The organism is Bacillus sp. AFS053548 (assembly GCF_002575105.1).
Lineage (GTDB): Bacteria > Bacillota > Bacilli > Bacillales > Bacillaceae_G > Gottfriedia.
Window position 1 is genome coordinate 78,339 of the sequence record NZ_NUHI01000022.1, and the last position, 14,635, is coordinate 92,973.

Consider the following 14,635-nt stretch of genomic DNA (forward strand, 5'->3'; position numbering starts at 1 on the left):
GATCAAAGATTAGATTTGTATTTAATCATAAATTTGATGCAAAACGTTTATAATTTAGAAACATTTATTTGCTATGATTTGAAAAGGGTCAATATTGACATATACATCATATTGAATTTAGAGGTGAAAATATGAAAAACAATATTAAAAGGTTATCAATGATTGCGATTAGTAGTTTCATATTATTATCTGGTTGTATAGAAGCTAAGGCTCAGAAAAATGTAACTGTTTCAAAAACTGACCCGATACTTATTGAATTAAATAAACTAACTCTTAAAGAAAAAATTGGACAAATGATTATCGCAGGCTTTGATGGAACAACATCAAGTAATGCAGATACTCTTTTAAAAAATTATAAATTAGGTGGCGTAATACTGTTTGGAACAAATATAAAAAGTCCAAGTCAATTAGTAAATTTAACAAATGACATAAAAACATATAATAAAAATAACAAGATACCTTTGTTTATCTCTGTCGATCAGGAAGGCGGTAGAGTAAATCGAATGCCGTCAGCGGTTTTAAATACACCTTCTGCAAGAACAATTGGAAATAAAAATAATATGCAATATGCATATAATATAGGTAATATGATTTCAAAGGAGCTATCATCCTTTGGATTCAATACTGATTTTTCACCAGTATTCGATATACAAAGTAATCCTAAAAATACAGTCATTGGAGATCGTTCATTTGGAACAAATTCAAGTATCGTTTCAAATATTGGTATTGGAATGATGGATGGAATTCATAAAGGAAACACAATTCCTGTCATTAAACATTTCCCTGGGCATGGGGATACTTCAGTAGATTCTCATTTAGACCTTCCTATAGTGAATAAAGATCTATCAAGTTTAAAAAAGTTTGAGCTAGTTCCATTCAATAATGCAATTAAAAATCATGCGGATATGGTGATGGTAGCTCATATAGTAGTAAAAAAGGTAGATTCTAAGTATCCAGCTTCTATGTCAAAAGCGATGATAACGGATCTGTTACGAAAACAATATGGCTATAATGGTGTTGTCATAACGGATGATATGTCAATGGGCGCTATCGCTAAACACTATAACTTAAGTAACGCAGCAGTAACTTCTATTAATGCCGGTAGTAATATTATTTTGATCGGACATGGAAATGAAAATGTGAAAACCATATACAATAGCATCTATACAGCCGTTAAAAATCAAAAAATATCAGAAGATACAATCAATAAAAGTGTCTATAAGATTCTAGCTTTAAAACAAAAATATAAACTTAACAATAATAAAGTTCAACCTGTCAATGTTACAAATTTAAATAAACAAATAAAAAAAGCCGTTACTTATAACAATGAAACTAGTAATAAGCAGTACTTACTTTTAAAAAATATTTCGACGAAGGCTAATGAAGGAAAAATAATCAATGCAGATTTTAATGTAATGAATTCGAATATTGACGGGGTAAGGCAAAAATGGGGAAAAGAAGACAGTAGTGTATATGTGGCCGCTGCTAAAGGAACATATAACACTTACACAAAGAGAAACGTAGTAATTGGATATCAAAAAAGCCATTTAATATTTGAATTACGCTCATTTGATCCTCAGTTAAAATCTTTAACGATTAATAACATAAAAAATTATTTTGGTTCACCTAGTTCTGAAGTTACTACCTCAAATAACGAAAAAATAATAACTTATTCAATTGGATCTAATAAGCTTAAATTTGTTTTTCCTTTAAAGAAGGCAAATATTGTATTGGATCATTATTCAATTTACAATCCTAATAACGTTAATAAATAATATGAGTAATTAAATGTAGGTATATTACATGAAATAACCAACTTTAAACCTGTTCCTGTAACGGAACAGGTTTTTTATTTTACTGAAATTTTTTTTTTCCATTCCAATTGATAACTAAAATGAAGCATTACTTTATCGAACTGTGGGTGTACAAATATTATTAATATTAAAATGTTAGTGTTTTGTTATCAATGTGATATTGAGTAAGAATGCATGAAGTAATATCTTTACATGAGTACATAATTTTTTTAGAGAAGATTTTGATTTAATTTGATTAATGTGAAATAGGGTGAATTGTAATGTTTTATTTATTGATAGCTGTTGGAACTATACTAGGGTACTTTCTGTTAATTCTACCCGTATATGTATACGCAATAATTCTTGTAGTGGGTTCATTGTGTTCTTTTATTGCAATTTATATTGAATTAAAAATTTTAGAGAAAAAAGTAAGAGCTAATTTATTATAAACGATCTAATTAATTGAAAAAATAAGTAAATGTTTTTTTAGTTAATTATTAAAAGGAAATACAATTATTTGCTAAAAAGAGTGTAGAATTTTAAAAAAATACTACACTCTTTTACATTCGTTTTTATATCTTTAATTTATTACATATCTTCTAGTTCAAACATATAACCATATCGAGGGACAGAAACTATCTTTTGACCGTATTTACCTAATTTTTTACGTAATCTATATAAAAGGGTATTAATTTCTTCCCGTCCTACATTAGGTTGGTCAATTTCACTAGTAATTCGTTCCGGCCAAACGTTTATTTTAATTTCGTTATAGCTAACTGCGCTATTGGCTCTTTGATATAACAACAAAAATAATTCTGTGTCTTTACTAGTTAGATGGATTCTTACTCCATCAATTAAAATTTCTCTCTTAACTACATTCACTGTTAAACCATTGAAATCGTTTAGGTGTTTATCTAAAACTAATGGCATATCAAGTGTGTCTCCAAGGTTCTGCTCTGATAGATTATGAAAAATAAGTACAGCGGCACCACTTGCAAGACTTATACAATCGCCATCACGAAGAAAATATGGTTTATTTTTTTCTATTAAAATATGATTTACTTGTGTTCCATGTTTACTCATGAGATCAACGATAGTGTAATTTTCTTCTTTATCGAAACAAATTAGAGCATGTTTTCTTGAAATATATTGACTTGTAAAAGGAATATCTGGGAAATCATTACCCCACGTACGCCCTAGTAACGTTTCATTAAAGGAAATTGGAATTCTATTTTGGTTTGTGGCTGTTTCTCCTTGTTTTATAGAAAGATACACGTTTTGAATACTCATGTAGTTACTCCTTTGAAAACTAATCTAGTTAAACCAAAAAGAGTATATCACATGCAACTAATTTGTAAAGATAATTGATTTTTTATTGTGGCTTAAAAAACAGGAACATATGAATCTCTTCTATTAATACCTAATGAATCTAAATAGAATAAAAGTTAAACATAAATAATGATTTTTGAGCCATCATTGGCTTAGGACTTTCATAGAAGCAAAAAAGCTAACAAATTAGTTAGCTTTTTTTTATTTTACATATTAACTTCATTTCATCTAGTTATACTTCTGTTCAAAGAGTAATTATTTACAATTATTGTTAAGAGCTAATCGTCAGAAATTCGATTAGCTCTTGTTCTTTAATTGAGGCATACAGAAAATTATTTCAGCTTAGGATTCTTATTCAGCAACTCAATATTTTGATTTCTTTCTCCTCCATCAGAAAGGTCTTCTGAAAATTCATGGTCTGCTTTCTTGCCTAACAGAAGCTCAGATGTACGGATTGTACTAGATGGCAAATTATTATTCGCAGCGGCTTGCTCGTTCCATTTACCCATTAATATCACCTCTTAAGACTAGTATTGGAATTTGTTCATGTATTTATTTAGAATTATGTAAAGAAATGAGTATGCCAGAGAAGAACATGTTATTGATAACATTTTTTTACTCTCTTGAAGCAACAAACCGTAAATGCAAATTTTTAAAAGATTCTAGATTTATAAATACAGTATTAAAATAAATTTTATAATCGATTCAATTTAAAAGAGGCCCTATTATAAGGCCTCTTCTTTTATTCTGTTCTTTTATTTATAAACCTTATTAATTTAAATCCTGTAATTAATGAGAGTACATAACCAAAAAAACATAGTATAGTTACTAATACATTTTGGTAAGTATTAAATCGTATTAAAACAATTAAGGTAAAAATGATAATGAAAATTAATAAAACATACCATTTTAATTTATCATTAGACCTATAAGATAATCCAGCCTTAGTAATCTTGCTTGCGAATTTTGGCAATGATGCATATATACCGATCAAAAAAAGTCCTAAAAAGGGGTACAAAATAGTGTAATAAGTATTGTCAAAGGTTATGTTTTGAAACTTGAATATGAAGTCTAACAATAAAAATAATCCTAAGATATAAAGAAGTGAGAAACCTAAATAACTCAATGTTTTCATAAAGTTACTCCTTTTGAAATATTTAGATTAGTTAAAATGTTTTTGTGAAGGAACCCGCTGATAAATTAAATTTAATTGAGAACCAAAATAAGAGAGTAGTAGATTGTCAAATGAGCTTCCTTAGATCATGTGAAATCTCTATACGCAAAAAAGAATATAAAAATTACAGAAAAAGATATCTCTACTATCAAAGAAGTAAATAAAACCTTATAAAGTAAATTAAACGTTTCTAGTAAAAATCCTTCACAAACTATCGATTTACAGAACGGATTCACGATTGAAGCTAAAGTTTGGTCAACACCAAGTTCATTTTTAAAAGTAATTAATTCCGATCGAGGGTTATGCTATAGGAGATGTATGAATGATGAAACAAAATAAATATGATGATGCAAAATTCTTTTATGCTTATGAAAAAATGCCACGTTCTGTTAAAGGACTTGAAGGTGCGGGAGAATGGCATGTACTTTATTAATATGCCAATTGAAGACATCGATTTTTCAAATTCTCCATTTGATGTGGTAATTAGTTCGTTGACTTTTCACTACATTAAGTCGTTTGATGTAATATGGGGACGTTTTTTCTTATAAACATCTGATGTGGTGATTATTGAAGCTAATAAAATTTATTTGCAAATTTATGCTCTTACTTGATTTGTGATTTTTTCTGTTTAGACTGCAAAGTACATACATTCGTTAGAATACTTTACCAGTTGTCTCATATCGTTTAATAGAGGGAAACATGATGAATGAATAGTGTTATATGGAAGAGAGGATGCTAGATGATGAAACGATTTGCAACGTATTATCCATATGAACAAAAATTAGTGATCGAGTGTCATCACAAACTCATTCATGGGGAAACGAAAAATGGACAATCGTTTGTTGATTCAAGATTCATGTTCGCTCATTTGGCTAAAGAGATAGGAAAGAAAGTGGTACTTGTCGGATTCGGAGTAGGTGTAGTAGGTTTACTGATTCCAACGAGTAAACTTTTCCTATACCCAGTCTGCATGGCCATAGAGAATGCTTACTACCATGTAATCGATTGGTTACATTATGATGTTGGGCAACATATTCATAACTTATCATCAATGAAGATCAGTTCGGGTCACTATACTGTTTCGATTGATTCACATCAAACACAAAGTAGTCCAATTGCAAAAGACGGTCATTTTATCCTTGAGAAAATCGATGGAAAAATGAAGCATCATTTCGAAGGAGTTAAAGATTTCCTGGAAAGAAATAAATGAAGAAAAAACTCCTTGCCTTGTTGAGGAGTTTTTATATTGGTTATTTCATATGTCAGATGGAATTGATGATCTATATAGCAAGGCATACTTTCTATTTTTTTTACAATATATTATTACCTTGAGTGTTTGCTAGAACTACTTTTCTTTTTTAATACGTCATAAAAATCGATAGAATTTATATTTGTTTAATAAACCACACAATTATATAATTGTGTGAAAAAAGGATGCATATTATGTCAATTAATTCTTTCGAAAACTATCCGATGAGTTGGAAGCCATCGATTGATAAAAATAAAAAGCCCATCTATCAGGCAATCGCAGAGCAATTGGAAAAAGATATTTTAAATGGAATTTTATTACCTGGGACTAAACTTCCCCCACAGCGTGAACTGGCTGATTATTTAGATTTAAATCTTAGTACCATTTCAAAAGCGTTTAAAGTATGCGAGTTAAAGGGATTGTTAAGTGCAACAGTGGGAAGTGGGACATTTGTATCTTATGATGCCTTATCCAATGCGTATTTACTTGAAGATACTAAGCCGAAGCATTTAATTGAGATGGGTGCGACACTTCCAGATAATGCTTCCTATGAGCCATTATTACATCAACTGAAAAACATGCTGCAAGAGTCAGATTATGAAAAGTGGTTTGGATACGGAAGAGCAGGGGAAAGCTTGTGGCAAAAGGATGCAGCTATAAAGCTAATCCTAAGAGGTGGATTTGAAACAACAGTCGATCATATTTTATTTGCAAGTGGGGGGCAAAATGCGATTGCAGCTACACTTGCAAGTCTTTGTAAGCCCGGAGACCGCATTGGTGCTGACCATCATACTTACCCTGGCTTAAAAACGATTGCAGCGATGCTCAGTGTGCAAATCGTACCAATTAAGTCAGAGAATTATGAAATGAGTCCAACTGCTTATGAATATGCTTGTAAAAATGACAACATTAAAGGCATCTATTTGATTCCGGATTATCATAATCCTACAGCTTCTTGTTTGTCTGTTGAGAATCGTAAAAAGATTGCATCAATTGCTAAAAAGTATAATCAGTTCATTATTGAAGATGCGACATATAATCTCCTTAATGAAAAAACAATTCCAGCAGTAGCATCTTTTGCACCAGAACACAGTATCTATATTGCGAGTTTATCAAAATCAATAGCACCGGGGTTACGGCTAGCTTATGTTGCTATGCCTATTCGATTCAAGGAGGCAATATCAAAGGCACTTTATAATCTGAATATATCAGTTTCCCCATTATTTTCAGAACTAGCGGCACGTACGATTGTATCGAATCAATTTGAAAATATAATTAAGGTTCATCGTGAAGAAACCATTCGTAGAAACGAAGTCGTAAATAAATATTTGTCAGACTATACCTGTTTAGGTAGTGAAAGAGGAATATTTCGTTGGTTACTATTACCAGGAAAAGTCACGGGTGCTGATTTTGAAAATTTGGCTGTACAACAAGGGGTACAAGTGTATGCTGCGGAACGTTTTGTGGTTGGAAAAAGTTGTCCAGAGCGGGCTGTTAGAGTTTCCGTCTGTGCACCAGAAACACTTGAAGAGCTTGAGCAGGGATTGATGATTCTTGAACGATTACTAAAAGATCTTAAGTAGTATTAATTACCATACACTTATTAAATTGTTTGCCACACAATTATAATGTTGTATGGTTTTTTTGTGCGTGTTAAGATGTTTGAAAAATAGAATTATTAACAAGAATTAGTTTTCTAGAAAGTGGATTGTACGTGTTACGAGTTAGAGATTAATAGTTTTTGAATTATGATTAAATTACGTTTATACAACATTGACGTTGTCAGAGGGAGGACAATATATGAACAATCCTGTAATTATTGTTGGTGCAGGTTTAAGTGGTCTACGTGCTGCATCACTACTTACTGAAAAAGGTATTAAATGTAGAGTTCTAGAGGCAAGAGATAGGATTGGTGGTAGGGTTTTGAGTACTTCTGATTCAATTAGACCTGATTTAGGTAAATTTGATCTTGGTCCTACGTGGTTTTGGCCACAGTATGAGAATCATATAGCTAACCTTGTAAAAGAACTAAATTTAGAAACATTTGAACAATATATGAAAGGCGAAATATTAATAGAACGTTTTCAAATAAAGCCACCAGAACGCTGTGTGCTGAAAGAAAATTCAGACGAAAAATGGCTTCGATTGACTGGAGGTGTGCAGTCTCTTATCGATGCTCTAACAGAGACTATTCCCTCAGAAATAGTTGAGTTGGAAACACGAGTTAAGAAAATTCAACTGAATGAATCTGGTGATATCACGGTTGAAGCAGAGCTTTCGAATGGGATGAGAAAAAAATTTTCTACAGATGCTGTTATTTTGGCATTGCCACCACGTCTTGTGGCGAAACACATTGAATTTTCACCTTCACTCCATCCAAATCTTATTACTGATATCGTAAAAAAACCAACGTGGATGGCGGGACAGGCCAAGGTAGTAGCAGTCTTTGATCGTCCATTCTGGAGAGAATTAGGACTTTCTGGATATGTATTAAGTGCAGTTGGTCCCTTAGAAGAAATATATGATGCCTCTCCTATTAAAGGCTATGGTGCATTATTTGGTTTCTTTGGAATGCCACCAGAAGCACGTGAAAAAATGGGTCAGGATAAAGTTTTAAAATTGGTTGTTGACCAATTAGTTAAGCTTTTTGGAAGTGAAGCTAAAGACGTAAAAGCTATTTTTTACAAAGATTGGTCCACAGATTCTGAAACCACTGTTGAGGAGGACTTAAGTCCTCTTAAAAATTACCAAAGCTATGGTCCACTCCCAGTAGAAGGCATGTGGGGAAAGAAAATTATATTTGCTGGTACAGAGACGAATTCAGATTATAGTGGACATCTTGAAGGTGCCCTTCGATCAGCTGAAAAGGCGGTTGCTGAAATCATTAACTATCGATTGAAAGGAGTACAATAATGGATTTATATTTTGATCACCTTGTTTGGTTCTTTAAGAAACCAGAGAAAGCAATGTTACCTTTAAAGCAAAGAGGAATTCATGTTGTGAAGGGAGGACGTCATGAATCTTGGGGAACATATAATACCCTAACTTATTTTGGCTTAAGTTATATTGAATTTTTAGGAATTGAACATTTATCAATAGCTGAAAAGCACGATGAAAATCGATTAATTACGCAAATCGTAGAACAGCTAGCAAAAGAAAGTCGGGAAGGTCCTGCGACAATAGCGATCCGAACCAATCAAATTGAAGAACTAGCAATTAAACTGAAAGTAAAGGGACTTACAGTATATGGACCGCTTACTGGGGAGAGAGTTCGTGCTGATGGACAAATAATCAGATGGTCATTGTTATTCCCTGAATATCCGGAAAAAAATGTTAAGTTACCATTTTTTATTGAATGGCAAAAATCAGATGAAGAAAGGTATTCGGAATTAGAGGATCAAGGATTTATCGGATCACATTTAGTAGGTCAACCCAAATTGGAAAGCATTGGTTTTGTCGTAGATAATTTAGATAAGACATTAGAAATTTGGGAGAATTTGTTTGGCCTTAAACAAGGAGAAGAGTTCACTGATTCCGAAATCAATGCACGTTGTAGAATATTAAAATTGAACGGAACTAATTTATTATTTTGTACACCAATTGGTGATGGTCCGGCTGCTAAGGTATTAAAAGAAAAAGGGGAGACACCTTTTTTAGTGAGCCTTACAGACACGAATCAAATTCATTTTTTTGAAATGTTAGATGGCTTTTGGAAGTTCAAATAAATTATTCTACTGATTCTTTTTTTAAGTGTTGAAAAGGGCTTGTAAAAAACTTGTAAAAAAAGTGTAGTCTAATTTGCATAAAATTGTTACATTTCTAAGTTAACATATATAAGTATATGTCAAGCTTAGGGAGATAACGATGAAAAGAATTATTAATAAACTACTATTAGTAGCTGCAAGTTTATCATTTACTATACTTCCAAAAGGTGTACTTGCAGAGACTTTACCAGATACAAAGATTAAGAGTATTCAAGATAAACGAGTAAAAGTTCAAGAAGAAGCACAAAAAGCGAAAAATGAGATGGATCAATTAAAAGATCAACAAAAATTGTTATTAGACTCTTTAGATACAATTAGCTCATCAATTGAGAATGCAAAAATAAAGATGAGCCAAAAAGAAGCAGAGATAGTAAATGGTAAAAAAGAAATAGAAATATTACAAGATGATATAGAAGAATTTCAAAAACGTTTAGATCAGCGTCAAGTAATCATAAATAATCGTTTAATTACAATACAAAAATCGGGTGGAAATAACTCATATTTAGACGTTATTTTTGATGCAAAAAGTATTGGTGATTTAGTTCAACGTATAAATGCAATTGGTAAATTTATGAATGCTGATCAGGACATTGTTAAGGAACAAAAGAACGACCTTGAAAAAGTTGAATTAAAAAAGAAAGACTTTATGTTAACCCAAAATAAGTTAGAAAATGATAAAAAAGATCTTCAAAATATAGAACGTACACTTGTTAATCAAGAAACTCAAATGAAAGCAATACTTAGCAAACTTAAGGATGATGTAAATGAAAAAGAAAAGGATATTTTGAGTTTAGAAGAACAAGAAAACCTATTAAAAGAACAAGAAAAAGCAATAAAAGCTGCTTCAAGTAATTCAGGTAGTAATTTTACAAGACCAGCAGAAGGGTATGTATCTTCAGGTTTCGGATATCGATCATTTGATCATGAAACGCATTATGGCGTAGATATTGCTAAAAATGGAAGCACACCGATTGTCTCAGTAGCAAATGGCGTTGTAATACGAGCTTACCATTCATCTAGTTATGGTAATGTTGTCTTTATTACACATAATATTAAAGGAAAAGTATTTACATCAGTTTATGCTCACATGCAAAAGTATCAAGTCTCAACAGGGCAAACTGTTTCAAAAGGACAAAAAATCGGAACGATGGGCAATACCGGACATTCTTTTGGTCAACATCTTCACTTTGAATTACATGATGGACAATGGAATGAAGCAAAATCAAACGCTGTTAATCCAGCAAAGTATATTAATTTTTAAGCTTTTATAAAACTATTCGATTCACATTAATCTATTTCAAGCAAAGTTCACAAACTGTTCGGATTTTAGGAAGTGATTCTTTACTAATTCAACAGTCAAGAGTAGTTGAAATAGCAATAGAAGGAACACAGAAAACGTTTTTTTCGCTGTCTTTTAATACTGAGTTGCCAGATGCTGTAGCTTCCGCTTATTAATATTAACCAGAATAATAAAATCTTATAGAAAAAACATATGGTTTAGTTAAACAAAGAATCGAGCCTATTGATTGATTCCATTTTAAATATATATGGCAGTTCTGTTGAATAAGAAAACAGTGAATAGAAAAACAATTAGCAATTAGTGTTAAAAATTAAGCTTTTAAATGAGTGAAAATATCGAGTAGGATAACTATTTTGGAAATAAACAGTGGATCCTTATGAGTGGTCGTTAATATGTCCTTTATATCATTTGAATAAACAATTTCCAATTTAAACAAGACACCCTACCTCATAATAGTATAGCATTTTTAAATTGCACAAAAATTGCACAGACTTACTAGAAACAATAGAAATAACAGAAAGGCTTTGCATAAAATTACATTGACCATTTGATTTAATAGACTTAATTGACCCAAAATATTCAGTATTACTGAATAATCCTCACACTCTGTAATTGACAGGGTAGGGGTCAACGGTTCGAACCAGTTTTAGATAATACTTTTAGAGAAGATCAAACCTTATTGTACCAAGTGTTTGGGCTTTTTCTTTGTTTTCGCTATTTCTATTTTTGTATGAATATTAAGGGTGGTTTATATTTATGTATCTTGCATCCAAATCATTATCGATCCAATTCTTGCTACGTAAAAATCCTTCGTAATGTTCCATTTTCCTTCCTCCTTTCGTTATTATTGTTCCTAATCTCACCAAAAAATAGACAAAAGAAGCAGTTATATCCTACTTTTTTATTCTTGGGCTATTTAGTTGAACAGGGATTGCCAAATACTTTAGGAGCAATTAAAAGATAAAGTAGAGGATATAGAAGTGATGTTTTCTACACCAACGGAAGTAGGAAATTCACTATTCTTGATATAGATCGTAATCCCTTTTTTGGTACCTTGTAATGACCAGTAATGTTTTCATTAAAGTTGATTTTTCTGCTTCATTTCCACCTACAATTGCGTGAATCTCCCCCTTTTTGTAAGGACATGGTACCCCCCCCTTAAAACAGGAATTCCAGAGATCGTTTCCATACCGGATCTATTTCTAGTAGAGTCACTTCGGTGCGATTCATTGGACTTTTGTCACCACCCCAATAAAAAGTTCAGAAACGCTTACAAACTATCCGAAAAAAATTACGATTTAATTCTTCAGTATTTGAAGACAACTGTAGTAAATTATTACAGTAAAAATTACATAAGTATTACCAGTCGGAAATGAAATTTTGAATGTTCGGAAACTTATTTTGTCAGGTCTTATTATTTAAATTACGGATATATTTCTAATATGAAGGTGAACAATTTTTTTCATGGGGAACTTTTGTTAAGGGGTGTAGTAGTAGATGAGCCAAGATCATTATACGGAAAATATGCTGATGAAAGTAGCCTGGTACTACTTACTATAAAGAGAACTTAACTCAAAATGAGATAGCTGATTTACTAGAATTGTCAAGGGCCAAGGTTGTTAGAATGCTGGAGCGGGCCAGGTCTGAAGGAATTGTACAATTCCAAATTAAAGGGATTGGTAAAAATGGTTTAAGTATCGAAAAAGAATTCATAGAAGCTTTTTATCTAAAAAACGCCTATATTATACCAACCCCTCTAAATAAAGTGGATTTGAGCGTTTCTTTATCAAAGGCAGCGGCTCAGTATTTACAAAACAAATTGCAGCCGAATGATATGGTTGGCTTAGGTTGGGGAAGAGCCGTTTCCAAAACGATTGAATACTTGACAATTGAACCCATTAGTCATATTTCAGTTGTGACCTTAACTGGGGGAATTCATTACTATCTCCATAATCGTCGCCAAAAAGAGGGCGGTTTGGAAAAGTTCCAGGATATACATGTAATTCCTGCTCCATTTTTAGCTTCAACTGAAGAAATGGCAGGAAAATTTTTATCTGAACCTTCAATAAAGGAAGTTCTCAAGCTGGCTAAATTTACAAAATAAATCATTGTTGGAATTGGTGGTATTTATCCAGATGCCACAATTATTCAGGAAGAAAAAATGACCATGAATGAACTGACATTTATAAAACATCAGAATGCAGTCGGCGATATTTTAGGTCAATTTTACGATCGAAATGGCAAAATTATTGATTTGCCACACCATAAAAGGTTAATCGGAACGGACTTGAAGAGTCTAAGGGCCTTAAATGTTATAGCCATGGCCGGTGGAGAGAAAAAAATTGATGCCATCTACGGAGCTTTAAAAGGTAAGTATATTACGACGTTAATAACAGATGAAGCTACAGCTATTTCATTACTCAATATGGAGGTGAAATAAATTAATGGCGTACATTCTAGCATTTGATGCTGGTACTGGTAGTATTCGCGCTGTTTTGTTTGATCAATTAGGAAATCAAGTTGGTTTTTCACAAATAGAATGGAACCATTTTTCAAATGAAAAGTATCCAGGATCTATGGATTTTGATTGGGAAACAAACTGGAGGTTAGTCGTTCAGTGTGTAAAGTCTGTTATTGAAGAAACAGGAGTTGACGCAAAAAAAATAAAAGCGATAAGTGCTACGAGTATGAGGGAAGGAATTGTCCTTTATGATGAAACGGGTAAGGAGATCTGGGCTTGTGCAAATGTAGATGCTCGAGCTTCGGATGAGGTCAAAGCTTTAAAGGAACTAGATCCTGAATTAGAATACAAGATTTATAGGTTATCAGGTCAAATGTTTGCATTAGGGGCATTGCCTAGGCTTTTGTGGATAAAAAATCATTTACCGGGTATTTATGAAAAAGCTACTGACATGACTATGATTAATGATTGGATTCTTTATAAATTGTCAGGGAAACTACAAGTGGATCCTTCAAATGGATGTACTACAGGGATATTTGATATTCAGAAAAGGAAATGGGAAAGTGATGTAGCAAAAATGTGCGGACTAAAAAATAGTTTATTTCCACCGGTAAATGAAGCTGGTACCGTTATCGGTTACGTGACGGATGGAGTAGCAACGTATACAGGTTTGAATTCAGGAACTCCGGTTATTTGTGGAGGCGGAGATGCTCAAATGGCTTCTGTTGGTGTCGGTGCGGTAAAAGCAGGGCAAGCCGTTGTGTCAGGTGGATCATTTTGGCAGCAGGAAGTTAATGTGAGACAGCCTTTAGTTGACAAAAGTGGCCGTATCCGGGTTAACTGCCATGCCGTTCCTGAATTATGGCAGCTAGAAACCATTGCTTTTTTCCCTGGGCTTGTAATGAGATGGTTTCGTGATGCATTTTGTGATTTGGAAAAAGCAGAGGCAATAGTGACCGGTAGAGACCCGTATGAAATTTTAGAGGAAAAGTCAAAAAATGTTCCAATCGGGGCAAATGGGATTATTCCTATATTTTCAGATACGATGAATTATAGCGCTTGGCGCCACGCATCTCCAGCTTTTATTAACCTCACTCTAGACCCACTAATGACTGGTAAAAAAGAAATGTTTAAATCTATTCAAGAAAATGCTGCACTTATTACACTAGGAAACTTAAAGATTATAGAAGAAGAAACTGGTTATTATCCAAGTGAAGTTATTTTCACAGGTGGTGCTTCGAAAGGCAAGCTTTGGAGTCAAACCCTTGCAGATGTCCTTGGAGTACCAGTGAAAGTACCTGTAGTTAAAGAAACAGCAGCACTGGGCACCGCATTATTTGCGGGGATTGGCATAGGAATTTATGAGAATATCCATCAAGCAGTTAACCAAGTTGTAAAGTGGGAGAGGACACATCTACCTAACAATGAAAACCATGAGCAATACCTAGAAATCTATGAAAAATGGAGAAGTGTATATATAGAACAGCTTCAACTTGCTGATCGTGGTTTAACGACTCATATGTGGAAGGCACCTGGTCTAGAAAAATGTGAAAGGAAGTGAAGGG

General features: G+C 32.8%; 9 protein-coding genes and 2 pseudogenes. 9 read left to right on the top strand and 2 right to left on the bottom strand.

The features are described from left to right. The first annotated feature begins 131 nt into the window (after positions 1 to 131). Entirely contained in the window at positions 132 to 1,775 is a 1,644-nt protein-coding gene (gene nagZ / locus CN946_RS11260; RefSeq protein ID WP_176547302.1) for a beta-N-acetylhexosaminidase, read from the top strand. 606 nt (positions 1,776 to 2,381) lie between these two features. On the opposite strand, the gene CN946_RS11265 is transcribed toward nagZ, so the two are convergent. Together CN946_RS11265 and CN946_RS23465 are read right to left on the bottom strand one after the other, a co-directional pair. Next, complete coding sequence (locus CN946_RS11265) at positions 2,382 to 3,083, bottom strand: FHA domain-containing protein (protein ID WP_098861200.1); 702 nt, start codon at positions 3,081 to 3,083, stop codon at positions 2,382 to 2,384. 371 nt (positions 3,084 to 3,454) lie between these two features. Then, positions 3,455 to 3,631 (bottom strand): hypothetical protein, encoded by a 177-nt coding sequence (locus CN946_RS23465; protein WP_176547303.1) that lies wholly within the window; start codon positions 3,629 to 3,631, stop codon positions 3,455 to 3,457. Between the two features lie 990 nt (positions 3,632 to 4,621). Here CN946_RS23465 and CN946_RS11275 point away from each other — a divergent pair. The 8 genes and pseudogenes from CN946_RS11275 to lsrK all read left to right on the top strand — a co-directional run. Next, positions 4,622 to 4,823, top strand: a pseudogene (locus CN946_RS11275) (class I SAM-dependent methyltransferase); the annotation flags it as partial. Between the two features lie 212 nt (positions 4,824 to 5,035). After that, positions 5,036 to 5,506, top strand: coding sequence for a hypothetical protein (locus tag CN946_RS11280; RefSeq protein ID WP_098861202.1), 471 nt, complete (start codon positions 5,036 to 5,038; stop codon positions 5,504 to 5,506). A 233-nt stretch (positions 5,507 to 5,739) separates the two neighbouring features. Continuing rightward, positions 5,740 to 7,128: an aminotransferase-like domain-containing protein gene (locus tag CN946_RS11285; protein WP_141546901.1), complete on the top strand. Its 1,389-nt coding sequence runs from the start codon at positions 5,740 to 5,742 to the stop codon at positions 7,126 to 7,128. A 217-nt stretch (positions 7,129 to 7,345) separates the two neighbouring features. Next, on the top strand, positions 7,346 to 8,458 hold the full coding sequence (locus CN946_RS11290; RefSeq protein WP_098861204.1) for a flavin monoamine oxidase family protein: 1,113 nt from the start codon (positions 7,346 to 7,348) through the stop codon (positions 8,456 to 8,458). Continuing rightward, positions 8,458 to 9,270, top strand: coding sequence for a VOC family protein (locus tag CN946_RS11295; protein ID WP_098861205.1), 813 nt, complete (start codon positions 8,458 to 8,460; stop codon positions 9,268 to 9,270). The genes CN946_RS11290 and CN946_RS11295 overlap by 1 nt, the downstream gene beginning before the upstream one ends. Before the next feature lie 139 nt (positions 9,271 to 9,409). Then, a complete protein-coding gene (locus CN946_RS11300) occupies positions 9,410 to 10,570 on the top strand; it encodes a murein hydrolase activator EnvC family protein (protein ID WP_098861206.1) in 1,161 nt (386 codons plus the stop codon). Between the two features lie 1,536 nt (positions 10,571 to 12,106). Then, a pseudogene (locus CN946_RS11305) lies at positions 12,107 to 13,049 on the top strand (sugar-binding transcriptional regulator). A gap of 4 nt (positions 13,050 to 13,053) precedes the next feature. Then, positions 13,054 to 14,631 (top strand): autoinducer-2 kinase, encoded by a 1,578-nt coding sequence (lsrK, locus tag CN946_RS11310; RefSeq protein ID WP_098861207.1) that lies wholly within the window; start codon positions 13,054 to 13,056, stop codon positions 14,629 to 14,631. The last annotated feature ends 4 nt before the right edge of the window (positions 14,632 to 14,635 follow it).